The organism is Bradyrhizobium campsiandrae (assembly GCF_014529705.1).
GTDB classification, from domain to species: domain Bacteria; phylum Pseudomonadota; class Alphaproteobacteria; order Rhizobiales; family Xanthobacteraceae; genus Bradyrhizobium; species Bradyrhizobium campsiandrae.
On sequence record NZ_JAANIH010000030.1, the window covers coordinates 37,361 to 62,147 of the forward strand.

General features: G+C 63.0%; 22 protein-coding genes, 1 tRNA gene and 5 pseudogenes. 21 read left to right on the forward strand and 7 right to left on the reverse strand.

Going from position 1 to position 24,787, the window contains the following annotated elements; all coding sequences use genetic code 11:
* Positions 1–21 precede the first annotated feature (21 nt).
* Positions 22–462 (reverse strand): annotated as a pseudogene (locus G8O24_RS22230) (SDR family oxidoreductase); the annotation flags it as partial.
* 13 nt (positions 463–475) lie between these two features.
* On the opposite strand from G8O24_RS22230, the pseudogene G8O24_RS22235 reads away from it, so the two are divergent.
* From G8O24_RS22235 to G8O24_RS22250, 4 genes and pseudogenes are all read left to right on the forward strand, one after another.
* A pseudogene (locus tag G8O24_RS22235) lies at positions 476–580 on the forward strand (branched-chain amino acid ABC transporter permease); the annotation flags it as partial.
* Between the two features lies 1 nt (position 581).
* Positions 582–1,550 (forward strand): branched-chain amino acid ABC transporter permease, encoded by a 969-nt coding sequence (locus G8O24_RS22240; protein ID WP_188103032.1) that lies wholly within the window; start codon positions 582–584, stop codon positions 1,548–1,550.
* A gap of 288 nt (positions 1,551–1,838) precedes the next feature.
* Positions 1,839–2,366, forward strand: a complete 528-nt coding sequence (locus G8O24_RS22245; RefSeq protein WP_188103033.1) for a hypothetical protein — start codon at positions 1,839–1,841, stop codon at positions 2,364–2,366.
* A 193-nt stretch (positions 2,367–2,559) separates the two neighbouring features.
* A complete protein-coding gene (locus G8O24_RS22250; protein WP_188103034.1) occupies positions 2,560–2,766 on the forward strand; it encodes a hypothetical protein in 207 nt (68 codons plus the stop codon).
* Positions 2,767–2,888: 122 nt separating this feature from the next.
* Here G8O24_RS22250 and G8O24_RS22255 read toward each other — a convergent pair whose 3' ends face one another.
* Together G8O24_RS22255 and G8O24_RS22260 are read right to left on the reverse strand one after the other, a co-directional pair.
* A complete protein-coding gene (locus G8O24_RS22255; RefSeq protein WP_188103035.1) occupies positions 2,889–3,278 on the reverse strand; it encodes a hypothetical protein in 390 nt (129 codons plus the stop codon).
* Positions 3,279–3,294: 16 nt separating this feature from the next.
* Entirely contained in the window at positions 3,295–3,495 is a 201-nt protein-coding gene (locus G8O24_RS22260; protein WP_188103036.1) for a hypothetical protein, read from the reverse strand.
* 616 nt (positions 3,496–4,111) lie between these two features.
* On the opposite strand from G8O24_RS22260, the gene G8O24_RS22265 reads away from it, so the two are divergent.
* The gene (locus G8O24_RS22265) at positions 4,112–5,383 is read left to right on the forward strand and encodes a GGDEF domain-containing protein (protein WP_306666318.1); all 1,272 of its coding nucleotides are present in this window, start codon (positions 4,112–4,114) and stop codon (positions 5,381–5,383) included.
* Positions 5,384–5,997: 614 nt separating this feature from the next.
* Positions 5,998–6,938: pseudogene (locus G8O24_RS45210) on the forward strand (diguanylate cyclase); the annotation flags it as partial.
* Between the two features lie 355 nt (positions 6,939–7,293).
* Here the strand turns inward: G8O24_RS45210 and G8O24_RS22280 are convergent.
* Positions 7,294–7,458, reverse strand: a pseudogene (locus G8O24_RS22280) (DUF736 domain-containing protein); the annotation flags it as partial.
* Between the two features lie 13 nt (positions 7,459–7,471).
* On the opposite strand from G8O24_RS22280, the gene G8O24_RS22285 reads away from it, so the two are divergent.
* The 7 genes and pseudogenes from G8O24_RS22285 to G8O24_RS44430 all read left to right on the forward strand — a co-directional run.
* Positions 7,472–8,107, forward strand: a complete 636-nt coding sequence (locus G8O24_RS22285) for a hypothetical protein (protein WP_188103041.1) — start codon at positions 7,472–7,474, stop codon at positions 8,105–8,107.
* A 127-nt stretch (positions 8,108–8,234) separates the two neighbouring features.
* Entirely contained in the window at positions 8,235–9,083 is an 849-nt protein-coding gene (locus G8O24_RS22290; RefSeq protein ID WP_188103043.1) for a P-loop NTPase family protein, read from the forward strand.
* Positions 9,076–9,678, forward strand: coding sequence for a hypothetical protein (locus tag G8O24_RS22295; RefSeq protein WP_188103045.1), 603 nt, complete (start codon positions 9,076–9,078; stop codon positions 9,676–9,678). Before G8O24_RS22290 ends, G8O24_RS22295 begins: the two co-directional genes overlap by 8 nt.
* Positions 9,679–9,687: 9 nt before the next feature.
* On the forward strand, positions 9,688–11,457 hold the full coding sequence (locus tag G8O24_RS22300) for a type IV secretion system DNA-binding domain-containing protein (RefSeq protein WP_188103046.1): 1,770 nt from the start codon (positions 9,688–9,690) through the stop codon (positions 11,455–11,457).
* A gap of 95 nt (positions 11,458–11,552) precedes the next feature.
* Positions 11,553–14,198 carry a MobF family relaxase gene (gene mobF / locus G8O24_RS22305; RefSeq protein WP_188103048.1) on the forward strand — a complete coding sequence of 882 codons (2,646 nt, stop codon included), beginning with the start codon at positions 11,553–11,555 and terminating at the stop codon, positions 14,196–14,198.
* A gap of 127 nt (positions 14,199–14,325) precedes the next feature.
* Complete coding sequence (locus G8O24_RS45215) at positions 14,326–14,451, forward strand: hypothetical protein (RefSeq protein WP_283815577.1); 126 nt, start codon at positions 14,326–14,328, stop codon at positions 14,449–14,451.
* 77 nt (positions 14,452–14,528) lie between these two features.
* Positions 14,529–15,605: pseudogene (locus tag G8O24_RS44430) on the forward strand (recombinase family protein); the annotation flags it as partial.
* A 48-nt stretch (positions 15,606–15,653) separates the two neighbouring features.
* On the opposite strand, the gene G8O24_RS44435 reads toward G8O24_RS44430, so the two are convergent.
* From G8O24_RS44435 to G8O24_RS22320, 3 genes are all read right to left on the reverse strand, one after another.
* Positions 15,654–15,917 (reverse strand): hypothetical protein, encoded by a 264-nt coding sequence (locus G8O24_RS44435; RefSeq protein ID WP_244645952.1) that lies wholly within the window; start codon positions 15,915–15,917, stop codon positions 15,654–15,656.
* Between the two features lie 246 nt (positions 15,918–16,163).
* Positions 16,164–16,240, reverse strand: a tRNA-Arg gene (locus tag G8O24_RS22315).
* A 266-nt stretch (positions 16,241–16,506) separates the two neighbouring features.
* On the reverse strand, positions 16,507–18,030 hold the full coding sequence (locus G8O24_RS22320) for a sensor histidine kinase (protein ID WP_311972251.1): 1,524 nt from the start codon (positions 18,028–18,030) through the stop codon (positions 16,507–16,509).
* A gap of 363 nt (positions 18,031–18,393) precedes the next feature.
* On the opposite strand from G8O24_RS22320, the gene rpmH reads away from it, so the two are divergent.
* The 8 genes from rpmH to G8O24_RS22360 all read left to right on the forward strand — a co-directional run bounded on the left by rpmH (position 18,394) and on the right by G8O24_RS22360 (position 24,713).
* Positions 18,394–18,528, forward strand: a complete 135-nt coding sequence (gene rpmH / locus G8O24_RS22325; protein ID WP_008542748.1) for a 50S ribosomal protein L34 — start codon at positions 18,394–18,396, stop codon at positions 18,526–18,528.
* A 27-nt stretch (positions 18,529–18,555) separates the two neighbouring features.
* Positions 18,556–18,978 carry a ribonuclease P protein component gene (gene rnpA / locus G8O24_RS22330; RefSeq protein WP_188103050.1) on the forward strand — a complete coding sequence of 141 codons (423 nt, stop codon included), beginning with the start codon at positions 18,556–18,558 and terminating at the stop codon, positions 18,976–18,978.
* 15 nt (positions 18,979–18,993) lie between these two features.
* Positions 18,994–20,838, forward strand: coding sequence for a membrane protein insertase YidC (gene yidC, locus G8O24_RS22335; protein ID WP_188103052.1), 1,845 nt, complete (start codon positions 18,994–18,996; stop codon positions 20,836–20,838).
* Between the two features lie 92 nt (positions 20,839–20,930).
* A complete protein-coding gene (yihA, locus tag G8O24_RS22340) occupies positions 20,931–21,584 on the forward strand; it encodes a ribosome biogenesis GTP-binding protein YihA/YsxC (protein ID WP_188103053.1) in 654 nt (217 codons plus the stop codon).
* Positions 21,584–21,943: a DUF423 domain-containing protein gene (locus G8O24_RS22345; protein ID WP_188103055.1), complete on the forward strand. Its 360-nt coding sequence runs from the start codon at positions 21,584–21,586 to the stop codon at positions 21,941–21,943. Before yihA ends, G8O24_RS22345 begins: the two co-directional genes overlap by 1 nt.
* Positions 21,944–22,052: 109 nt before the next feature.
* The gene (gene argB, locus G8O24_RS22350; protein ID WP_188103057.1) at positions 22,053–22,940 is read left to right on the forward strand and encodes an acetylglutamate kinase; all 888 of its coding nucleotides are present in this window, start codon (positions 22,053–22,055) and stop codon (positions 22,938–22,940) included.
* 80 nt (positions 22,941–23,020) lie between these two features.
* Positions 23,021–24,007, forward strand: a complete 987-nt coding sequence (locus G8O24_RS22355; RefSeq protein ID WP_188103135.1) for a DUF1036 domain-containing protein — start codon at positions 23,021–23,023, stop codon at positions 24,005–24,007.
* Between the two features lie 13 nt (positions 24,008–24,020).
* Entirely contained in the window at positions 24,021–24,713 is a 693-nt protein-coding gene (locus G8O24_RS22360; protein WP_188103059.1) for a pyrimidine 5'-nucleotidase, read from the forward strand.
* Positions 24,714–24,787: the final 74 nt, after the last annotated feature.

The following is a 24,787-nucleotide window of genomic DNA, read 5'->3' on the forward strand; positions in this document are numbered from 1 at the left end:
TTCGCGGCCCGTTGAACCTGGTTAGCCTATTTTGAAATAGTCTGGACGCCCCGTCGGCCACGGATCACCCCACAGCTGCTGACCGCCATCGACTGTCAAGACTTCTCCAGTGATGAACTTGCCTGACGGCGCAGCCAGGTAAACCACGGCCTCGGCAATATCCCACTCGTCTCCCGATCGGCGCATGGGATTTGATTCCTCAAAGGTGGCCGCGCCTTCCGGCGAATAGTTGCTGAATCCGTTGCTTTCGCAGCATCCAGGCGCGACGCAGTTAACCCTGATGTTGTGCGGCGCCCATTCCACGGCCACCGATTTGGATAGATAGATCACACCGGCGCGCGCCGCGCAGGAATGCGCGATGCCTGGCAGGCCGCGCCAGATGTCCGCGACGATGCTTACAATGTTTCCAGACTCTCCTGCCGCGACCCATCTCTTCGCCGCAGCTTGCATCATCCACCATGTCCCATTGAGGTTGTTGACGAAATATTTTTATCCCGAGGCCTCCAACACCGTCGTCTTCGTCTTGATGGTGCTGGTGCTGCTGGTAAAGCCATCCGGACTGACGGGACGGACGACCTGACATGACAGTCATGACCGACGACACCATTCCGGCCCCGCGTCGCGCCATCAGCGACGAGATGATCGCGTTCGTTATCATAACGGCGCTGTTGCTGATCGTGCCCCTGACTGGCCTCTACCCGTTCTTCGTCATGCAGGCGCTGTGCTTCGCCTTGCTGGCGTGTGCGTTCAACCTGCTGATCGGCTACGGCGGGCTGTTGTCGTTCGGCCACGCGATGTTCTTAGGGACTGCAGGATACTTCACCGCGCATGCGCTGAAGGTCTGGGGGCTTTCGCCGGAGCTCGGCATTTTCATGGGCACTGCCGGCGCCGCGATACTCGGCGTCATCACCGGTCTGGTCGCTATTCGCCGCCAGGGCATCTATTTCGCGATGATCACGCTGGCGCTGTCGCAGCTGTTGTATTTCATCTATCTGCAGACGCCGTTCACCCATGGCGAAGACGGCATCCAGGGCATCCCGCAGGGCTACTTGTTCGGAATCTTCAACCTCGCCAAGCCAACCACACTTTATTACGTCATCCTGGCGGGCTTTCTGTGCGGCTTCCTCATCATCTACCGCGCCATCAATTCGCCGTTCGGCGAGGTGCTGAAAGCGATCCGGGAGAACGAGCCGCGGGCGATCTCGCTCGGCTACAAGACCGACCAGTACAAGCTCCTGGCCTATATCCTGTCGGGCACGCTGGCGGGATTTGCCGGTTCGCTGAAGGTGTTCGTTGCCCAGAATGCCTCTCTCACCGATGTGCACTGGAGCATGTCGGGCGAAATCGTGCTGATGACGCTGGTCGGCGGGCTGGGCACCGTGTTCGGCCCGGTGGTCGGGGCGTTCGTGATCATCGCCATGCAGCAATATCTCGCCGGCTTCGGGCAATGGGTGACCGTGATCCAGGGCGCGATCTTCTTGATCTGCGTGCTGACCTTTCGCCGCGGCGTGATCGGGGAAATCGCGCATTTCTTCCGGCGATCGCTATAGCTAAAAGGGGCGGACTCAATCGGCCGACCAAATTGAGAATTGGCAGAGCGGGAGCGATAACGGAGAGGCTTAAGGCCCACGGCTCACATGATCCGCACCAATGACCGCAACCGACCAACACGCCGAAACGTCGAAATAGTACTTGCTATCAGGACGCATCCGCCGGGTGCACAGGTGTGAGCTCTGCAATCGTCTTTTCTTCTCTGCGGGGCTGGCTACCTAGTTGTGCAGAGGTTTGCAGAGGCTGCCAGAACTCCTATCTTGGGAACGAGGCAGATGAGGGACGATATGGCCAAGGACAAGGAATTGGAACGCGGCCTGAAGGCCATGGCAGACGAGTTTCGGCTTCCGTTTGGCGGACGGATGGAATTGTCGAAATTGGTTGCAGCCCATCTCGACTGGTTTGAGGCCGCCGACCGTCGTGGGTTGAAGTGGCCGGATATGATTAGAGCCTTGGCCGCCGCCGGCATCAACGGCAGAAACGGAATGCCCTTGAGCGTGGGCACGCTTTCCTCGACGGTTTGGCGCAAGCGCGCAGAGGCCGAGGTGGCGAAGGCCAGCGCCGGCCCGCGGCTTGTTTCACCGGCAGCCTCCAGCGCGCTTATGGAGCCTGCGAGGACGGCGAGTCCCATTGCGGCGACGTTGCCCCAGCGCAGTAAGCGCGCGGACGCTCCGTCGGTCAAGGAAAGCGCTCAGGTCAAGCGAAAGAAGACAGCGGCTTCGAATGAAGAGGTGAGCAGAAGCCGTGCTCCGAGCAGGAACGATGTGCTCGCTTACATGGACAGGGCCCGCACAATCCGCCGTCGATCGGATTGATCGGGCTGCCGGCGCAAAAGCCGCGCAATTCAATCGTACCCGGATCCGCGAGCCAGGTGGCCGAGCGAGGTAAGGCGCCTGTATAGCCCGACCGGTGCGCCGCGGAAATCGTGCCGTTTGACGGAGGCATCTTGACCTCGACCGCAGCCTTGTAATCAACTGGCACTACTTCTTGTTGTAGGGTGGTCGCGTCATGGAGCATGAGTTCTACCGCGGGCTGGCGCAGCGGGTGCGCGACGTCGCCGAGCGCGTCGATCCATTCACCAAGCTGCGGTTGTTAAGACTCGCGGAGCGATACGCCGTCAAAGGCATCCGGCCGGAGCCTGCCCCGACGACCGAGAGGCCGCCGCCGATCCCCCGCCCTCATCTTCACGTGGTGTTGGCTCCCGAAGAGGGCTGATGTTGCGGGCCGGCCGCCTGTCGCAGTCGATCGTGACCCGCCCAGATGAGGCGATGGGTTTCCGGCGAAATGCCTGCCGCGGATCGCGGCGAATGGTCAGTCGATCCAGAGCAAGAACCAGCTCAGGAAACCTTTGCCCGCGCTTTTTCGCGAGCGGCCTGCCGGCGCTGAAGGCGGTCGCGCCTACCTGGGAGCGCCACGACCGGGAGCGGCTGCGGGGATGTGGCGTGATGGGGAATTGTCGCCGTCTCCGGAGCTGGATGACGGGCTTCCATGACGTCCAACACCGCACGCCCCTTGTCGGTGATCCGCCACCCACCGTTCATGCGCTCAATCAATCCTTGCGAAAAGATGTCCAGATCCGGAACGCGCGCAGCCAAGCGCTTGGTCCGCTCGGCCCATTCGCGGCCGCTGGTTGCCAGAATGGCCATGTCACGCTTGAGGTCCGCCATCACCGCGAAGCCGGCGGGATAGCTCACCAGGATCTTCAGGACCGTGACCTGGAAATTCACCCCCCGCCTCTTGCGACTACCGCCACATGGTTGGGGCGTCTGAGAGAGCTTCGCGGCCGATCTCTTTGAGCCGGTCCGGCGAGGTGTCCCCATTCGTGGCGGCTTCGAGAATCTTCGAGGCGACATGCGTGCGGGTGCCCATCTGGTGGCGGGAAACATCCCCACAGACCTCGTCGAGGACCGCGCGCAACAGCGCGGTGGTAGCGGCATCAAACATGAGAGATCCCCCAGCGGAAAATCTTACCTCAGGAAATCGCTTTTTCGGCGTCGTGCTTAAGAGCGTTAACTATTTTTGGAATTGTATTACCTCCGGCCACGCCTTGCAACGACCGCCGAGCTTGGACTTGACGTCGCCTCAACCAAGGCAAGCGGAGAGAAGCCTGACAAAATCGCCGAGAGCTGGTTCAGCGAAGGAGCGCGACGGAAGGGCCGTGCTTAAGCATGACCTGGAGCGCGCGGGCCGCGGCGCCTCAGAGGCGAACAGCCGCACACGGGTGCGTATGCAGCCGGAGCATCGGTCCTCGCGCTACAGCGCAATGGCCGCAGACCAACGGCCTGCGGCCCACCGGCGAGAAATATAAATCACGATGAAATACGCCAGCCCCGGTGCTGAGTGACGGTAAAGCACGTTTTCGAAGCCTTTTGGATTCCGTAAATCTACGGCAGTTCCGCCAGAGCAGGTGAGGCCGCGATCGCAGGGTCTTGCGGTCAAAGACGGCCGTTCAATCCCTTCTTAAGCAAACCAGCAATTTGCATAAAGTCGGCGCTCCTCACTTAGCGAAATCGAAGCCGGAAGCGACCATCGTGGAGCACTGATTGTTCGTATATTTGATTTGGCGATCACCGCCGCAAGAAACTTTGTCGACAAGATGCCCGAGAGCACTGTGATGCAGTCGGATTCGAGAATCTACAGCCTTCCGCGCTGGCGCGTGACGCGATGGCTCGCCGACTGCGGTGCGGACGTGCCCGAGGACATTCGGATCGCGCTGATCGGCAATGTGTACGGAACGCTGCCGGTCTTCATCGGCGGCATCCTGAATACTCTTCTGGTGGCTGCAGTCATTGCCGCGCGCTCGCCGACGCCGTTGTTCATCGCGTGGCTCGCTATCGAGATTGCGATCTGCCTGACGCGGCTCACCGTGTTGATCGTCGCTCGTCGCCGGGCGCTGAGGCATCACGCTATGCCGACCGACATCAACCTGGTGCTTTCGATCGCTTGGAGCGGCAGCGTCGGCTATGGGGCGCTGATTAGTCTGGCGACGGGCGACTGGGTAGCTGCAACGCTCGCCTGCATATCCGCCGGAGCGATGGTCGGCGGCATCTGCTTCCGCAACTTCAGTGCGCCGCGGCTCTGCGGGGCGATGATCGTGCTGAGCTTGGGGCCGACGATCCCTGGGGCATTGATCGCCGGAGAGCCGCTCATGCTGGTCCTGTTCTTCCAGATACCCATGTATCTGGCGGCCATGACCATGGCCTGCTTCAAGTTGAACCATATGCTGATCGCGACGATGCGTGCGGAGCGCGAGAATGATCATCGCGCCCGACATGATGAGCTTACTGGGCTTGCCAATCGAGCGGGGCTTGTTGGCGCCCTTGAGGAGCGACTGTCACCGCGAAGCGGCCGCGGCGAGACGCTGGCGCTGCTCTATCTTGATCTCGACGACTTCAAGGTGGTCAACGATACGCACGGCCACGCTGCGGGCGACCGACTGCTGCAGAGCGTGGCCGAGCGCCTGCGGGGTGTTCTGCGAGAAGGTGACCTGCCGGCGCGCTTGGGCGGTGACGAATTCGTCGTGCTCGGCGCGCGCTGCACTGAGGAACAGGCAACGGCGTTGGGACGGCACCTGGTTGAGGCGATCGGAGTTCCGCATGATCTCGACTGCGGCGCGCCGGCACGCGTCAGCGTGAGCGTCGGCATCGCGATGGCCCCCAAGCACGGGAACGGAGCGGCCGATCTACTGCGGGCTGCCGATGCCGCGCTCTATCAGGCCAAGTTCGCCGGCGGGTCACGTTGTGAGGTTGCATCCGAAGACGACCTGGCGCGGTTACGCCTGCTTCTCGCGCGAAGTGCCGCCGAGCCCGTTCGCCAAAGCGCCGCAGCGTGACCCGTTGTCGATCGGTCGACGCTCCTCCTCCCGTTGCAGTACGGTCTCCGAAGTTAGAAGCTCGTTAACCGCTCGGTCGCATGGTGACGCCTGTTCGCCGATGAAAGAGGTCTCTCCATGGCCGAGGCTCCCGCTTGCTACTCCTGCAGCGCCAGCAGGCTACTGCGCGACGTGTCGCCCGTGACGCCGGGTTATGAAATCCGATCATTCGAGTGTACCAAGTGCCGGACAGTCCTACGGCTGGTCTTCAGATGTGAGCCAGGTTCGCCCGAGGCGGCGGATTGATCGGGAGCAAGTCGAGAAGAATTAAATTTCCTCTTCGCGCCGTTGCAGGAGGTCTTCTGCAACAAGCCTCTCTCCGCCTGTGGGCATTCCTCCGCAACGTGTTGCCGAAAACAGCCAATCATCCTAGAGCTGCACTCGACGGCCTGAAATCTAACTAGTTTCTTTCATTAGCTTCTTTTGAATTGCGAGAATGCTGGGAAACGCGTTGCGTGCGCGTCTCTCGCGAGTGACCCACCCGGCATATCACAGGGAGGCGTTCGCAGATGCAGAGCCTGGACGACCTCGAACCCGACCACGCGGATTCCGTCTCCAAACACGCGCTCCAACTCATGGCTGAGTTGGAGGTACCGGCGACACCCCCAAATTTTACCGTCTGGTTTGCCTACGTTCTTGGCCACTCGGCGGCGTTGCGTAAGACAATCGATATCCTGCGCTCGAATGACCGCAAATTCGACAAGGCTCTCAATCGCGAACTCTATAACACCTTCCTCAAGGCGGCGACCGGCTCAGTGGGAGAGGTTGCCCAAACCATTTCCGGCGAGCTCGACGCAATCCTTGTCAACGTAAGAAACGACGTCTCAGGCGCGATCGCAGATAGCGCAGCGCATTCCGAGGAGTTGATCGAGGTCGGGCGGACGCTTCGCACGGCGAAAGACCCGCAACTTGCCCTGAAACGGCTGGCCGACGAATTGACGAGAGCGACGGAACGTGCATCTGCGCTGGAAGCGAAGCTGGTTGAAGCCTCTGGCGAGCTTGACGGCCTTCGGACGTCACTTGAGCAAGCTGAACTCAGATCGCGTACCGACTCTCTGACCGGGCTTGCCAATCGCGGGGCAATGGAGAGTTTTCTTCGCACGGCCCAGATCAATGCCATGGAGAGCGGCGACGCCTTGAGCGTCTTCCTGATCGACGTGGACCACTTCAAGAAGTTCAACGACACATACGGGCATCAATTGGGCGACCAGGTATTGCGGCTGGTCGCAAAGTGCCTTCAAGAGGGCATCAGGGACGGCGACCTGGCAGCGCGCTACGGTGGAGAAGAATAATCGGTATTTTGCCGGGAGCCCGGCTCACGATCACCCAGGAGATCGCCGAAAGAATCCGCATCAGAATTGCGAACGCGAACGTCAAGAAGCGGGCAACGGGCGAGCTGATCGGCCAAGTGACGATTTCAGCCGGCGTTGCCGAATTCAAGCCCGGAGAGAGCTTCGAGGCACTCATCGAGCGATGTGACCAGGCGCTCTATCGGGCGAAACAATCGGGTCGCAACTGCACGATCGCCTCGGATGACTAGTCCGCATCGGACTAGCAGCGACAATCGTCGAGGAGAGCTCGCCCGCATGTTCCGAACACGAAACCTGACGGGTCATCGAACTGCCCGCGACCCGCAGCGCGGCAACGGGCGTCATGCCGAACAGAACGGATCGCCGGCTGCCTCTTTCCGGATGTCGTCAACCCATCGCTTGCCGGCACTGATGAGCGCGCCTCGCAGCCGGACCAATCTTCTGGCACAGACTATGGCCTGCGTTCGAGCGCGTGACTTGAAGCCGCCGGGCGGATCGTGCCGCGATCGTCGCATCAAAGAACCTCGCCCGGCGGGTGCCGGGCGAGGCTGACTGAGCGTCTCAGTCGGCGCTCTTGCGCGGCCGCGACCAGAGCAGCGTGTAGCCTTCGCCGCCTTCGTCATCGAACAGGTTGGCGTAGATCGGCGAGTTGAACGAGGGATCGTCAAGCTTGAGTGAGAGATAGTCGCGACCTTCCTCGGAGCGCTTCGACCATGCCGCCCCGACCGCTTATCAGGCCATGAAGTCGGTCTACGTCGGCGTGCTGGAGCAGTTGCACAACGGCGCCAAGCCGGTGCTCGTGAAGGCGGAGCATCTCGAGCTCGTGCGCACTGCTCATGCGATCTACGCCAAGACCGAGGAACTGCTAAGGGCCCAGCACGCAATGTCCGCCGAGCTGCGTAAGATCATGCAGAGCGGCGAATTCGTGAAGGCGAATGCGCAGGAGCAGCATGAGATGCAGGCGAAGTTTCTGCGCGAGCGCGCGATGGCCGAGCATCAGGAGCTCGCGCACAACAAGCAGGGCGGGCCGTCGCTGGCGCAGCTGATGTTGGCGGCCCCGGCGATGGACCTGAACCCGTCCTCCATCTATGCCAACGTGCTCTTCTACAAGAGCGAACTCGATTGCGCGATGCTCCTGGGCCGCGTCGAACGCGGCGTCGGCGTCATGTTGGGGGCAAAGCACATCACGGCGCTGGGCCGCTTCATGGCGCAGGCCGATGAAGCAGAAGGCAAAACCGCCGTCGACGCCGAGACCGAGGCCGCGCGCAACCTCCGCGATCTTGCCCTTCGGGTGAGGACGCGCGCCGGTTGGGGGGAGTTTTTCACCATCGCGGAGGCGAATGGTCGCGAGTTCTGGATCAGCAAGGTATTGTAATTGCGGGTCTTTCTCGCGGCAATCTTCGTTCCCGAAATTCTTAGGCCGAACTGGCCTTAATAGAAGGGCTCCGCAATCGGCGGGGCCCTTCGCGTTTCGGCTCCCGTCAAAAGGAAGAGGGAGCCACATGGCTAAGACCAAATCTCCAACCCACCCCGTAAAGAAGGTCGCCCCGCCCATCACGTGCATTGTCGATGGCGACGTGGGCGGCGTCGGCAAGTCGCTGCTCGCGATCATCCTCGCGATGACGTTCTCGCTTGTCGACCTCACGCTGAAGGTCTTCGAACTCGACGAGCAGGGCAAGCTCCAGAGATTCTTGGGCCCCGAGGTCCAGAGCCTGCATGCCGCCAGGCTTGACGCGGATGCCGATGGCGAGCGCGACCTGCTGCCCGTCTTCGCCCCCTTCCATGAGGCACTGACCACCATGCCCCAGACCAATGCGTCGGTGTTGCTCGAGGTCGGGGGTGCGCTGACGGAGCTCGCAAACTCGTTCATGGCGGAAGTGGACGTCGACGACGACATCTCGGCGCTCGGTCTGAACGTCGTAGTCTTCCTGGTCATGGTCGCCACGGCAGAGTCGGTGCGTCAGGTGCTCGGACAAGCGGCGCGGCTCGAGCGCATCCTGCCCTCCGCTCAAATCGTGATCGTCCTCAATGAGCGCGACGGTTGCCCGCAGAAGGCCTCGCGCGACATGCCGGAGGACCTGGCCAAAGGTGTTGATCGTCTCCTCGACACTTATACCCACATCCGTATGCCGCGACTGCGGCCTCAGTCACGTCGCCTGTTGGAGATGCTGGGTGAGTCGCCGCCACTGATCATGTCGTGGCGTCACGATCACTTCCGCGAGGCCATGACGCGGACGAGGCTGCCGCTGTCGTACGCGAAGCGCTTCGTGAACGACGTCGCCGACTGGAGCGGAAAGATTCACAAAGAACTGACCCGCATCCTCCCGTTCCTCGGAGGTGAGCATGCCTAAGCGCCTTGAGGCATTCCTGAAGGACGTGAGCACCCTGCGCGCGCAGCAGAGTGCGGAGCAGTCGGCGCGCATGGACCGGCTGAAGGCGATGACGCCCGAACAGCTCGTTCGCCTCCCGCGCCAGGAACTACAGGAGCTCACCGATCGGCAGTATGCTGAGATCGTTCGCCACGTCGCACCGGAGCATCGGCTGCCGGAGCCGCAGGAGGTGTCGGTTGGTGCGTTTACCTTTTGGGCCAGGCTCCGCTGGATCGCGCTTCCGACGGCCGCGCGAGCAGCGATGCTCGGCGTGTTGACGGGGCTCCTCGTGCTCTTCGTGAGCCTCGCGGTCGGCCCCGCCAACGATTGGTGGCACTACCGCACCCCGCCGGTCCGCAGCGCTGAAGCCTCGACCTGGCCGCCCTGCCCACGGCTCAGCGGCTGGGTCGACGGCTGCACCTACGTGCCGATGCGAGACATCGCGTGGGATCGCGCCGCGAGCCTGCTCGAGATGCCTGAGGCAGAGCTGCGGCAGGCCAACCAACACATCGGCCCGGCCTACATCCCCGCCCAGACGACGCTCGTCGTCTGGCGGCATCGTGGCAAACTCGATTAGGAGACCGACATGAAGCTCGCTACCTACGAAAAGCGTGATTTGCAAGCGACCAAGCGCGTGCGCTTCCCTGTCGGCGTGGCCATGCTGGTGATGGCGGTGTGGGTGGCGTTTTGGGTCGTTCCGCCGGTCGGCTGGTACGCCGACGCGCCGTGGATCGGGTCCGGTCCGCTGCTGTGGGACGCCTTGAGCGGCTCGTACCCCGGCGTGCTCGCTGAATGGCACACGGTCATTCCGGCCTGCACTCATGCGCTTGCAGCTTTCGCAACCATCTGGCGCATTCCGATCGCGACCAGCATGGTGTTCGAGTTCTACATCCGCACCGGCGGCTGCTTGCTCGGCTGGCTCGTGGCGTGGTTGACGGCCTCGCGCATCATGATGCGCGAGGCCGCTATTATCGATACGCGCAGGCACTATGAAGGGCTGGAACTGCAGCAAGGAGGCGCTGCCAGGAGAGGCGCTTCGGCATTCATGGCGCAAGAGGATCGCCAGCAAGGCCTCGGGATTGCACTGGCGCCCGGGGTGATTCTGTCGCGGCTGCGCGAGATTCGCGGCGTGCTGCTTCTGGGGGCTCCTGGATCGGCGAAGACACGCATCATCTTGCATCTGTTGCAGGAAATCTTTGCTGCGATGTACCGATGGCCCAACCGTAATGTTCGCGTCCTCATCCACGACACCACCGGCGAGATTCTGAGCGGCCTACCGCTGCCTGATGCGGCATTCGCGGCGCTGCACGGGCATCGGCCGGGTGGCTACGCCTGGGCGGTCGGACGTGACGTGCTGACCAAGAGCGACGCCGAAGCGTTCGGTGCATTGCTCGCGCCCCACACCGACGAAAGCATCTGGGAATCCGGCAGCGGTACCCTGCTCGGCGGATGCGCCGTTCTCTGCCAGACCCGTCATGGGGCTGCGTGGGGTATGCCCGAATTCTATGAGGCGATTCTGTCCGATCCCGTCGAGCTCAAGGCACAATTGCAAGGGATCTACCCGCCCGCGGCCGAGCTGATCGAAGTCGATCCAGAGACTGGAGGACTGTCACGGACAACGGTGAGCTTCTTCCTATCGTTCCGCGCGGCAGTACTGCGCTTCCTGCGGCCGCTCGCGGACAACTGGCGCGACCTTCCCGCAAACCGGCAGTTCTCGTTCCGGGAATGGCTGGACGGATCCAATCCCGCCCAGCCGCGTACCGTCGCGGTGCAGCGCTCTGGCCGCTATCCCGAACTATCCGCGGCTTGGATTGGCGCCATCGTCGACACCATCGCGGCTCACGTGAACGACGAGTCGTTTCCGAACTCGCAAACCCGCCGCATCTTCCTCTGCCTCGATGAGCTGGCCTCGCTTGGCCGTTTGCGCCGTTTCCCGGACCTGGTCGATCTCGGAAGAAACAAGGGCGTGGGAGTCCTGGCGGCCGCGCTGCATGAGATCGAGCAGCTCCAGGAGCGCTATGGCGAAAAACTCGCAACCAGCATCTTGCGTCGGTTCCGCACCAAGATCGTCTGCCAGCAGAACCTCGATGGCGGCACCGTGCAGTTCTCTGAGCACATGATCGGCAAGCGGACGGTCGAAGTGGAAGAGACCACCACCACCGCAACGAGAGGTCCGCAAGGCACGACGACCTCACAGACCAAGGCGAGCGCGAGGAAGGAGGTACCCATCGTTCGCGCCGAGCGTCTGGCCTATGAGCTCGGCGTGTTCGGCAACACCGTCAAGGCGATCGCGGTCGGCATCGGCAATCCGGCGCTCCTGACCTGGCCGGTCACCGTTTGGCGCCGCCGTCGATAGAAAAAGCGGACGAATCCCGGCTTCGATCTTCGTTCCCGAAATTTGTCAGCCGACCCGGGTGTAATTGGAAGGCCTCCAAACGGGGGCCTTTCTTCGTGGTTGCGACCTGGAATCCAGCAGCGGCGAGCACATACTACACGCGTCAGCGTGAGACGGAGTATTACGCCGGCAGTGGAGAGCCGGCGGGCATCTGGTACGCGCCTGCTGCGGATTTTGCTGTAGTCGATCGCTCGCCCGTCGACCGCGCCACCTTCGAACGCCTCTATCATGCGCTGGATGAAAACGGCGTGTCGCTGCTCGACAAGGTTCGCCGGCACAGAGATCGCACGCCCGCCTTCGACATCACGCTGAGCGCCCCGCGCTCGGTCAGCTTGGTTTGGGGTCTCGGATCGCACGAGACAAAGCGCCTGATCGAAACGGCGCAGCAGAACGCCGTTCGCGCCACGCTCGGCATGCTGGAACGCGAGGCGACCTGGGCGCGCCGCGGATTCAATGGCGGCTTCATCGAGAAGGTTGCGTTGACTTCTGCGACGTTCCGGCACGGGGAAAGCCGAAGCGCTCGGCACAGCGACGGACGCGTGTTCGCCGATCCGAACCTCCATACGCATTGCGTATGCCTGAACATCGCGACACGTCAAAGCGATCGCACCGTCGGCGGGCTGCATTCGAAACTCATTCGCGATTTCAAGATGGCGGCCGGTGCGACATATCATGCCGCGTTAGCGCATGAGCTTGAGAGGATCGGGTTCGCGATCGACCGCGTCGGCAAGAATGGCGTGTTCGAGATCTCCGGCGTCGATGATACGACGATCAAGTATTTCAGCGCCCGGCGACAGGAGATCGAGGACGAACTCGCCGAACATGGTCTCACCAGCGGGCAGGCCACTGGGCTGGCGGCCGCCATCGCCAAGGCGACGCGAAGCAGCAAGCGCGAGAGTGAAGCTGTCGGACGGGAGGAGGTCTGGCGCGAGGCGGCGCGGTCACTCGGCATCGATACGGAGTCATTTGCCGAGAGCTTGAGGGTCGAGTCGAAGACGCTCAATCAGCAAGCAGGCGAACGGATCCTCTCGGAACGGTTGGCCGCTCTGCCGGCCAGCCTCACCGAACATGAAAGCGTCGTCGAGCGGCGAGAGCTGCTGCGCTCGGTCGCTGCCGCGCTAGTCGGCACCGGCTTGCCGGTCGAGCGCGCTGAAATCGAGCTCACCCGCCTGCTCAACCAGGGCGCCGTTCTCGAGATCGGCCGTGATGCGCTTGGGCTGCCCTGCTACTCGACTCCGGAAATGCTCGCAATCGAGCGGGACGTCGTCGAACAGGCGCAACGTCTCGCGAACAAACCATGGCTTGCCATCGATCCGAAGTCGGTAACGGATCGTTGCCGGGCTTGCGGGCTCACAGCTGAGCAGACAGACGCGGCGCTCGCTGCAACCACAAGCTCGGCGGTCGCTATCGTCGAAGGCGCCCCTGGAGTAGGCAAGTCGACGCTCCTGGCGCGAGTTGTCGAGGGATACGCCAAAGCCGGATGCCGGGTGATCGGCGCCGCATCCGCGTGGCGCATCGCCAACATGCTCCGGGATGACCTCGGAATCGAGGCGCGGGCGACGGCCTCCTGGATCGCGCGGCTCAAAGCCGGCGAGAAGGTTCTTGACGAGCACACCGTTCTGATTGCCGACGAGGCCGGCCTGCTGTCCTCGCGCGACATGCATGCGCTGCTCGGCGCCGTCACCAAGGCCGGCGCCAAGATCGTTCTCGCGGGGGATCGGCGCCAGCTCCAGGCCATCGGCGCCGGCCCTGGCCTTGATCTGGTGGCGCGCGCCGTTGAAGCTGCGCGTGTCAACAACATTGTTCGCCAGCGTGAGGTGTGGGCGCGAGAGGCCATCACAAACTTCGGCACCGGGCAGGCAACGCGCGGGCTCGAGGCGTTCGCAGATCGGGGCCTCTTGTTCGAGGCGGCCGGCGCCAGGGCGGCCATCACGGAGGTGCTGGATTCGGCGGAACAAGTCCATAAACGCGATCCCGGTGCCTCGGTCCTGATTGTTGCCAAGTCCAACGCGGCCGTTGCCGCGATCTCGCGCGCGACTCGCGAGCGCCTCAAGAACAGCGGCATCATCAAGGGCACCGAGGTCAGCTTCACCGCGGCGACTCCATCCGGCCACTCGACCCAGATCGAGCTGGCGGCCGGGGACAAGATCAGATTCCTCGTCCGCGATGACGAACTTGACGTCGTCAACGGCTCCACGGCGACCATCATTACGGTCAATAAGACCGCCGAGCCCTTCAGCAGCGCCAATCGAATTCTCATCGAGGCCGACATCGGAGGGCAGCGGATCGCCTTCGATCCAGCGCGGCTTGCCGACGGGCAGGGACGTCCCCGTCTTGGCTGGGCCTATGCTTCGACTGTTTACGGCTGCCAGGGTCTGACGGTCGACCATGCGGTCGTGTATCTGGATCACAGCTACAATCGTCATGACATTTACGTGGCGGCGAGCCGTGCGCGAGAGCAAACGACGCTCGTGGTGGATGCCAAGAGCATCGATCGACGGCTCGCCTCGGAACTGCCCTTCGATCAGCAGCGCGATGATTTGGTCTTTTCGGCAAACCAGCGCCAAAACTGGCTGGCCGAGCGGCTTGCGCGCGCGTCGCCGAAGATTTCCACGCTCGACGTCATTGAGAGTTCGCGACCATTCGAGCGGCAGACGCAGAAGGACCGGCATCATCGACGGGAGCTCAGCTATGAGCTCTAAACCGATGGCGGCACGGTCGCGCATCAAGCTGCGGACAAGGGAATCTGGTGCATGCGTCCGTGCGGCTGCTCGTCCTGGTGTGGCGAAGAAGAGAGGACGTCGGCAGCCACAAAGTGAGGACTTTCAGGTGGCACTTGATCTCCCGCCCTCGCCGCCGATTCTGGATCGGGAGTTGCGCGCGATTGAGGTTTTGCTTGGCCGCGAGCTGCAGGATCTGCTGGCTGGTGTTGCAACCGATTCTTGGGGAAAATAGCCGTTGACAGGGCATCAAGCGTGACTCTCAATCGAGCTTGGAACGGCGTCAGTAGAGAGTGTCAGTAGAGTTCTCCCATGAACAAGCACGTGTTTCACAATTCGATTGCCAAGCAACCTGACGCGACAAAGCGCGTTGCGACCTATTACAGGGTCAGCACCGGCCGCCAGTACGCGAACGAAGCGTCAATTCCGAGCCAGCGCAAAATTACGGCAAGCTTCTGCGATCAGAACGGCTACGTCGTGGTCGAGGAATTCGTCGAGGCAAAGACCGCGACCGACGATCGCCGACCCGTATTGCAGGACATGATCGAGCGCGCCTGCGCGCCGGATCATCCCTACGACGCGATTGTCTTTTACGCATTCAACCGCTTCTTCCGCAACGTCGCGGAGATGGAGCTGACCATCCGCAAGTTGCGCAAGCACGGTGTCGAGGTAGTCTCGGTCACGCAGCCGACTGGGGATGACCCCAGTCAAATTCTCGTTCGTCAAATCATCGGCGCCTTTGACGAGCACACATCCAGAGAGATATCAAAAAATACAACACGCGCTATGCGCGAATCGGCGAAACAGGGATTTTGGAACGGCGCGACGCCTCCCCTGGGCTACAAGATCGTCGAGGCGGAGCGGCGCGGGCAGAAGATCAAGAAGAAGCTCGACATTGATGCCGTCGAAGCCGAAACGGTTCGGCTGATATTCAAGCTTTATCTTGGAGGCGACGGGAAGTCAGGTCCGCTCGGCGTCAAGGAGACGACGAAATGGCTGAACAGCCACGGTTATCGCACCCGCCGCGGCGCGACGTTTGGCGTCGGGCCGGTGCATAAGATTCTGACCAACGCCTGCTATGCGACCGGGCAGTGGCCGTATGGCGTGCGCAGCTCCCGGGACGGCAGGAAGCATGACCCGTCGACGGTGATCCGCATTCCCGTCCCCGTGTTGGTCGAGCAAAGCGATTTCGACCGGACGCAGGCAAAGCTCGCCCGGAGCAATCCCAAGTCCACGCCGCCCCGCGTCGTGAACGGCCCTTCGCTGCTGACGGGCATCGCGGTCTGCGCATCATGCGGCTCGGGAATGACCCGGACCGGCACGACGAATCGGCAAGGGCGCTCGTACTCCTACTATTCGTGTGCGGGTTGTCAGCAGAAGGGCAATACGGTTTGCAAGGGCCGGCACATTCCGTCGGCGACCCTGGACGAAATCGTCTTAACAAACCTCAAGCAGCGTGTGCTGGCGCCCGACCGCATCGCCGAGCTCCTGAAGTCGCTGATCGAGCGCCAGGCGGCGAAGAGCGAGGCCGCCGACGACCGCTTGCTGGCTCTGCAGAAGGAACTGACAGACTGCGACGATCGCCTGAAGCGGTTGTACCGTTCGATTGAAGACGGCATCGTCGAACTCGACGATATCCTGCGAGAGCGCACGGCTGCTCTGAAAGCTCAGCGGGAACGGGCCAAGGCGGCCCTGGATCATGCGCGCGCACAATGCGGCATGGCGGCGGCCATCAATGCAGAGAAGATTGACGCCTTCGCGCGACTGATGAACGCGAAGCTAGACGCGGGCGATACCAATGCCCGCAAAGGCTATATCAACTCGATCATCGACGCGGTCGAGGTCGACGACCAAGCAATCCGGATCATCGGCAGTAAGGACATCCTCCAAGCCGCCATTGCCGGCAAACAGACCGAGAACGGAAATGTTCGTGGTTTTGTACGCAAATGGCGCGCCCGGAACGATTCGAACGTCCGACCCTCAGATTCGTAGTCTGATGCTCTATCCAGCTGAGCTACGGGCGCGTTTTTCGCTGATGGTGCAGGCGGAGCCCGCACGCAGCCTCCGGACAGCGCCGGAGGGGTGCGAAAGAGCGCTCTGACTAACCGCTCTTGTCGGCGTTGGCAAGGTCCGGAATGGAGAGATTTTGCAGGCAGATGACGGTCTCGCCACCATCATTCCGGGGCTCGCGAAGCGAGAAGGGCGGAATCTCGTGTCAAAACCTCGGGATTCCGGGCTCGGCGCTCTGCGCCGCCCCGGAATGACGGGCGACTCGGCCTCTGGCCCAGCCTTACGCCCGCTGCCGCTCGTTGCGGATGGAGAGCAGTTCCACGGGGCGGTCGGGGATGACGATGCGGAAGGTGGCGCCGATGGTGCCTTCGACCAGATGGATGTCGCCGCCATGGGCGCGGACCAGTTCGGCGGCGATGGCAAGGCCGAGGCCGCTGCCGCCGGGGCGGCCCGAGGTCTGGAACGCCTCGAACAGGTGCTCCCGGGTCTTCTGGGGCACGCCGGGGCCGGTGTCGGAGACCTCCAGGATGGCGACCGCGCCTTCACGTTTTCCGGTGATCCGGATCTGCTGCGGACCGCCGTCGCCGGAGGCGTGGCTCTCCAGGGCCTGGGCGGCGTTGCGCACGAGGTTGAGCAGCACGCGGAACAGCTGGTCGGGATCGGCATCGACCGCAAGCCCGCGCTCGATCGCGGCGACCCAGGCGATCGTGGCATCATTGGCGAGGCCCGCGGTCTCGCGCACCTCGAGCACGACAGGCTCGATCAGCATCATGCGGCGATCGGGCGCCGCCTCCTGGGCGCGGCCGTAGGACAGCGTCGACTGGCAGAAGGCGATGGCGCGCTCGAGCGAGCGCACGAGCTTGGGCGCAAAGCGCTGCACCCTGGGATCGGGCACGCTGGCGAGCTGATCCGACAAGAGCTGCGCCGAGGCCAGGAGATTGCGCAGATCATGGTTGATCTTGGAGACGGCGAGGCCGAGCGCGGCGAGCCGGCTCTTCTGATTCAGCATCGACATCAGGTCGCGCTGCATGTCGGATAATTCGCGCTCGGCGACGCCGATTTCGTCGCTGCGCTGGCTCGGCACGATGATCCGCGCCGAACTCTCGGGATTCTCGTGGAAGCCGACCAGGCTCGCGGTCAGCCGCCGCATCGGCCGCACGAAGAGATAATGGAGCGCGAGATAGACGAGGCCGGCGGTCAAAATGCCGATGATCAGCGCGACCACCACGACGTTGCGGGAGAAGCGGTACATCGACTGCCGCAGCGGCAGATCGTCGGTCACGATCTCGATGAACTGGGCATTGCCGACGCCGGGGCCGACGATGCGGATCGGCTGATTGCCGGTCTCCAGCATCATCTGGAACGAGCCGGTGATCGCCTCCCAGGCGGTCATGTCGCGCAGGTCGATGTCGTGCGCGATCGTGGCCGGCAGATTGTCGCTGGCGAGCAGCCGGCGCTGCTGTCCCATCTTGATGGCGACGGCGCGCGCATTGATGCTCTTGAGGATCTCGCGCGACAGCGAATCCGGCACCATGCCGAGCGGCGCCGCATCGAGCACCAGCGCCGCCGTGTTCGCGGCGGCCACCCGGTCGTTGAGCCGGTTGACCCAGAAGTTGGCGATCGCGGGCACATAGAGCAGGATGGCCGCGATCATCACCAGGGGGACGGTGAGAAGCAGCAGCTTGCCGGACAGGCCGAGTCCATCCGGCCCGCGGGACCGCGTCGCCGGCTGGTCCTCTGGCCGATCCAGATCCAGACCTTGATCCGAATCTTGGGTCGACTGCTGGAGGTCTGTCGCTACCACGAAATTCGCCCCTGCTGGCCTTCTGATAGAGCTCGACGGATGGAGGATGCGACCCGACCCTGGGCGTGGTCAAATTACGGATCGCTAATCTGCCAAGGTGGGATGTAGGCGCTGATACCGCCATTCGCCACCTCAAGGGTTAAAAACCCCAAGGAAACAGCGATATTCACTGGAACTGCGCGGTCCTGCGGCGTTGACGAAAACAAGACGCTCCCTTATAAGCCGCGCAAATTGTCCGCGATGACCCGGTGCGATGCCGGGAGCGGCTCTTCCGGGGCCGGAAAGGGCCCGTTTTGGGCCGCATCTTTACGGACTTTACCATCAATTCTACAGGCAAATTGCCCGGTCAGCGGAGAAAAACCCGTGAAGCGGACTTATCAACCCAGCAAACTGGTGCGCAAGCGCCGTCACGGTTTCCGTGCTCGTCTCGCCACTGCCGGCGGCCGCAAGGTCCTCGCCGCCCGGAGAGCGCGCGGCCGCAAGCGTCTGAGCGCCTGAGCCGGACCCCATTTTTGGGATTTCATCATGGATCGGCTGAGGCAGCGAGCGGATTTCCTCGCCGTTGCCAATGGCGCGCGGGTGAATAGTCCCGCGTTCGTCCTGCAAAGCCTTGACCGCCGAGGTCTTGACCGTTCAAGTCTTGGCCACGACGATAGCGGCCCTGTCAGGATCGGCTTCACCGTTACCAAAAAGAACGGCAACGCCCCCGAGCGCAATCGTATCCGGCGCCGGCTTCGCGAATTGGTGAAGCGGCTCGATCCGGTATCGATGCAACCCCATCATGATTACGTGCTGGTCGGCCGCAGGGACGCGCTCACGCGCGACTTCGCCACCATGCTCGATGACCTCCGCACGGCGTTCACGAGGCCCGCGCGGCAGGCGCCAAGGGGACGCGGGCCAAAGCCAGATCCAAGGCCGGCGCCAGACGCCAGCCGCAAACCGGATTGATGACGAGACATAGTGATGACCGACAATCGCAATACCATCCTCGCCGTCATTCTGTCCGGCCTGGTGCTGATCGCCTGGCAGTATTTCTACAACGTGCCGGCCATGGAGAAGCAGCGCGCCCAGCAGCAGGCGCAGGCCGAGCTGCAAAAGGCCAATCCGCAGCCGACGGCCTCGGCAACGCCGGGCGCCACACCGCAGGCCGGCAGCGCGCCCACCACCGCGCCGGGCGCGAACCAGCAGGGCCAGCCGACCGTCAGCCGCGACACCGCGATTGCAGCGGGCCCGCGCGTCAAGATCGACACGCCGCGCCTTGCCGGCAGCATCTCGCTGAAGGGCGGCCGCATCGACGACCTCGCGCTGCTGCAGTACCGCGAGACGGTCGACCCCAAATCGCCGCCAATCATTCTCTATTCGCCCTCGGGCACCGCAGAACCCTATTACGCCGAGTTCGGCTGGGTGGCGGCGACGGGCGTGACGTCGAAGATGCCGGATGCCCAGACCGTCTGGCAGCAGGACGGCAGCGGCAGCCTGACCCCGGCGACGCCGGTGGTGCTGAAGTGGGACAATGGCGAGGGCCTCACCTTCCGCCGCACCATCTCGGTCGACGACCATTATCTCTTCACCATCAAGGACGACGTGAGCAATGTCGGCAACGCGCCTGTCACGCTCTATCCGTTCGCCCTGATCTCGCGCCATGGCACGCCACAAGTGTCCGGCTATTACATCCTGCATGAGGGCCTGATCGGCTATCTCGATGGCTTGCAGGAATATGCCTACAAGAAGATCGACGAAGCCAAATCGGTCAGCTTCAAGGTCACCAATGGCTGGCTCGGCATCACCGACAAGTATTGGGCCTCGGCGCTGCTGCCCGACACCAGCGCGCAGCTTCAGGCTCGGTTCTCGTCGAACCTCACCGGCAACGTCCATACCTACCAGACCGACTATCTGCTCGACCCTGTTACGGTCGCGATCGGCGGCACAGGAACCGCAAACGCGCGGCTGTTCGCCGGTGCCAAGGAAGCCGGCGTTGTCGGCATCAACTTCCCGCTCGCCGGGCTCGGCGGGTACAACAAGGCACTCGGCCTCAACAAATTCGATCTCCTGATCGACTGGGGCTATTTCTACTTCATCACCAAGCCGATGTTCCTCGGCCTCGACTTCTTCTACCGTTTCTTCGGCAATTTCGGCATCTCGATCCTGCTCGTCACCGTGATCGTGAAGCTCTTGTTCTTCCCGCTGGCGAACAAATCCTACGCCTCGATGGCGAAGATGAAGTCGATCCAGCCGCAGCTGCAGGCGCTGAAGGAGCGCTACCCTGACGACAAGGTGAAGCAGCAGCAGGAGATGATGGAGATCTACCGCAAGGAGAAGATCAATCCGGTCGCCGGCTGTCTTCCCGTGGTGATCCAGATCCCGGTGTTCTTCTCGCTCTACAAGGTGCTGTTCGTCACCATCGAGATGCGGCACGCACCGTTCTTCGGCTGGATCAAGGACCTCTCCGCGCCGGATCCGACCAATCTGTTCACGCTGTTCGGCCTGATCCCGTTCGACCCGACGACCATTCCGGTGTTCGGCCATTACCTCGCGCTGGGCATCTGGCCGATCATCATGGGCATCACGATGTGGTTCCAGATGAAGCTGAACCCGACGCCGCCGGATCCGACGCAGCAGATCATCTTCAACTGGATGCCGCTGATCTTCACCTTCATGCTGGCGGGCTTCCCGGCAGGCCTCGTGATCTACTGGGCCTGGAACAACACGCTCTCGGTGATCCAGCAGAGCTTCATCATGCGCCGCAACGGCGTGAAGGTGGAGCTGTTCGACAATCTCAAGGCAACGTTCGCGAAGAAGGCGACGTAATCGTCGTTGCGAGCGCTTCGCTTCCGCCTTCGCTCTTCGAGCTACGGCGGACAAGTCGCTCGCAATGACGCGGGGAAACAGCGAGCCTTCGCATGACCGACGACAAAGATGCGAAGCTGATTGAAGCCGGGCGAAAGCTGTTCGCGCGCGACTGGCGGTTCATCTGGGCCTCGCCCTCGATCCAGACGCTGCCGCCGATGGCGGCACCGGAGATCGCCTTTGCCGGCCGCTCCAATGTCGGCAAGTCGAGCCTGATCAACGCGCTGACGGGGCGGAACGCGCTGGCGCGGACCTCGCACACGCCCGGCCGCACGCAGGAGCTGATCTTCTTCGAGGTGCCCGGCAAGACGGACCTGCGCCTCGTCGACATGCCCGGCTATGGCTACGCCAAGGCACCGAAGAGCCAGGTCGCGTCCTGGACCGAGCTGATCCACACATTCCTGCTCGGACGCGCCTCGCTCGCGCGCGTCTACGTGCTGATCGATGCGCGCCATGGCCTGAAGGATGTCGACCTCGAAGTCCTGAAGACGCTCGACCGCTCCGCCGTCAGCTACCAGATCGTGCTGACCAAGGCCGACCAGGTGAAAGCCTCCGAGCTGCAATCGCGCATCACCGAGACGGAGGCCGCGCTCGCCAAGCACCCGGCCGCATTCCCCAACGTGATTGCGACCTCGTCGCGCTCATCGACCGGCATGGCCGAGCTGCGTGCCGCCATGGCAAAGCTGCTGGAAGAGCGGAGCGCGTGATGGTGCGCCTGCTGATCGCGCTTGCCGGCTTGATGGGCGCCGCCGGCGTCGCACTCGCCGCAGCCTCGGCCCACGGCGCGGATGCCAGCCGGCTTGCCTCCGCAAGCACCATGCTGCTGTTTCATGCAACTGCCATATTGGCGGTGGTAGCCTTGCTCGCCCGCGGCCTTCTGCACGGCGGAATTGGCCTGATCGCCGCATTCGGCTTCGTGATCGGCGCCGCCTTGTTCGCGGGCGATCTGACCTTGCGGCAATATGCGGGACACTCGCTGTTTCCGATGGCGGCTCCATCAGGCGGAACGCTGATGATTTTGAGCTGGCTGGCGGTGACGCTGGCGGCTGTGGTGGCGAGGAAGTGACGCTTTCCTCCTTCTCCCCTTGTGGGAGAGGGAAGAACATGACTTTGCGCCTCGCCCGCCAATCGGATAGAACGCGAACCCGCGTTAGTCCCGCCAGCGAGACCTCGACATGACCGACATCTCCCCGCTCGACCAGGCCCGCATCCTGTCCGAAGCGCTGCCGCACATGCAGCAGTACGACGAAGAAACCATCGTCATCAAATATGGCGGCCATGCCATGGGCGACGAGGAGACCGCGAAGAATTTTGCCCGCGACATCGTGCTGCTCGAGCAGACCGCGATCAATCCGGTCGTCGTGCACGGCGGCGGGCCGCAGATCGCGACCATGCTCAAGCGCCTCGGCATCGTCTCGGAATTCGCAGCTGGCCTGCGCATCACCGACGCGGCGACGATCGAGATCGTCGAGATGGTGCTGGCCGGTTCCGTCAACAAGCAGATCGTCGGCTACATCAACGAGGCCGGTGGCAAGGCCGTGGGCCTGTCCGGCAAGGACGGCAACATGGTGAAGGCGTCGAAGACGACGCGCACCATCATCGACCCGGATTCGCATATCGAAAAGGCGGTCGATCTCGGCTTCGTCGGCGATCCCGAAAAGGTCGACCTGACGCTGCTCAACCAGCTGATCGGCTACGAGCTGATCCCGGTGCTGGCGCCACTGGCGACATCCAAGGAAGGCCAGACGCTCAATGTCAACGCCGACACCTTTGCAGGTGCCGTCGCCGGCGCGCTAAAAGCAAAACGCCTCCTGCTGCTCACCGACGTGCCTGGTGTGCTCGACAAGTCGAAGAAGCTGATCCCGCAGCTCTCGGTGAAGGACGCGCGAAAGCTAATCGCCGACGGCACCATTTCCGGCGGCATGATCCCGAAGGTCGAGACCTGCATCTACGCACTCGAGCAGGGCGTCGAGGGCGTCGTCATCATCGACGGCAAGATGCAGCATGCGGTGCTGCTCGAGCTCTTCACCAACCAGGGCACGGGAACGCTGATCCACAAGTGACCGACCAGACGACAGGAGCGACGGGGATCGCCAAGCCGGGAGCGCGGCACCCCCGCCGCTCGGCTCTGACGCGTCTGCTGATGACGCTGCCGGCCGCCGCCGTGTCGTTTGTCTTCTCCTCCGCGCCCGCTTTTGCCGATCTGAAGATCTGCAACCGCATGTCCTATGTCGTGGAGGCCGCGATCGGCATCGACGACAAGGCGGCGACCGCGACGCGCGGCTGGTTCAGGATCGACCCCGCCACCTGCCGCGTGGTGGTGCAGGGCACGCTCACCGCCGACCGCATCCTGCTCAACGCCCGCGCGCTCGGCGTCTATGGCACCTCGCCGATCCCGCAGAACGGCAACGACATGCTGTGCGTGGCGCAGGAGAATTTCGTCATCGCCGCGGCGCGGCAGTGCCGCAGCGGCCAGAGCCAGGCTCCCTTCACCCAGATCACGCCGACGCAAGGCGACGACGGCAATCTCGTTGCCTATCTCGCCGAGGATTCCGAATATGACGACGAGCAGGCGCGGCTCGCCGGCATCCAACGCCTCCTGGTGATCGCGGGCTACGACATCGGCGCCATCGACGGCGTCGATGGACCGAAGACGCAAGCAGCGCTCGCTGCATTCCTGAAGAGCCGCGGACTGTCCTCCGACGTGGTCGGCTCACCGAACTTCTTCAAGACCATGGTCGAGGCGGCGCAGACGCCATCCACGAGCGGGCTGACTTGGTGCAACGACACGCCGCACAAGGTGATGGCGGCGGTCGCGACCGACGACGGCAAGTCCGTGACCAGCCGCGGCTGGTATCGCATCGATCCCAGGACCTGCCTGCATCCCGACGTATCAGGCCAGCCCAAGCAGATCTTCAGCTTCGCGGAGGCCGTCGATAGCGACAACCGGGCCATCAAGCTGAAGGACAAGCCACTGAACTGGGGCGGCGACAAGCAGCTCTGCACCCGCGAGACCAAGTTCGAGACCAACGAGCAGACCGATTGCGGCGCGCGCGGATTTACGGCGACCGGTTTTGGTGTGGTGGACATGTCGAGCGGTGGCAAGACGCTGCGCTTTGCGTTGCCGTGATTGAGAGACTGCGATGACCCAACCTCGCGCCTTCAGCCACGTCGACACCTGGGTGTTCGACCTCGACAACACGCTCTACCCGCACCACGTCAATCTGTGGCAGCAGGTCGACGCCAGGATCGGCGAGTTCGTGTGCAACTGGCTGAACGTCGGGCCGGAGCAAGCACGCAGCATCCAGAAGGACTATTACCGGCGCTTCGGCACCACCATGCGCGGCATGATGACCCTGCATGGCGTGCGCGCCGACGACTATCTCGCTTACGTCCACAGGATCGACCATTCGCCGCTGGAGCCGAACCCGGCGCTGGGCGCGGCCATCGCCAAGCTGCCGGGGCGCAAGCTGATCCTGACCAACGGCTCGGTCGACCATGTCGATGCGGTGCTGGCGCGGCTCGGCCTCGCCACGCATTTCGACGGCGTGTTCGACATCATCGCGGCCGAGTTCGAACCCAAGCCGGCGGCGCAGACCTACCGGAAATTCCTCAGCCTGCATGCGGTCGATCCGACACGGGCGGCGATGTTCGAGGACCTCGCCCGCAACCTCACCGTCCCGCACGAGCTCGGCATGACCACGGTGCTGGTGGTGCCTGACGGCACCAAGGACGTGGTGCGCGAGGATTGGGAACTGGAGGGCCGCGATGCGGCCCATGTCGATCACGTCACGGATGATCTGGCGGGATTTTTGAGCGGGCTGTCACGGCAATAGCCGCCGTCGTCCCGGGGCGCGAAGCGAGTCCGGGACGACGGTGGAGTATGCCTTGACTCTCCCGGCCCAAATCC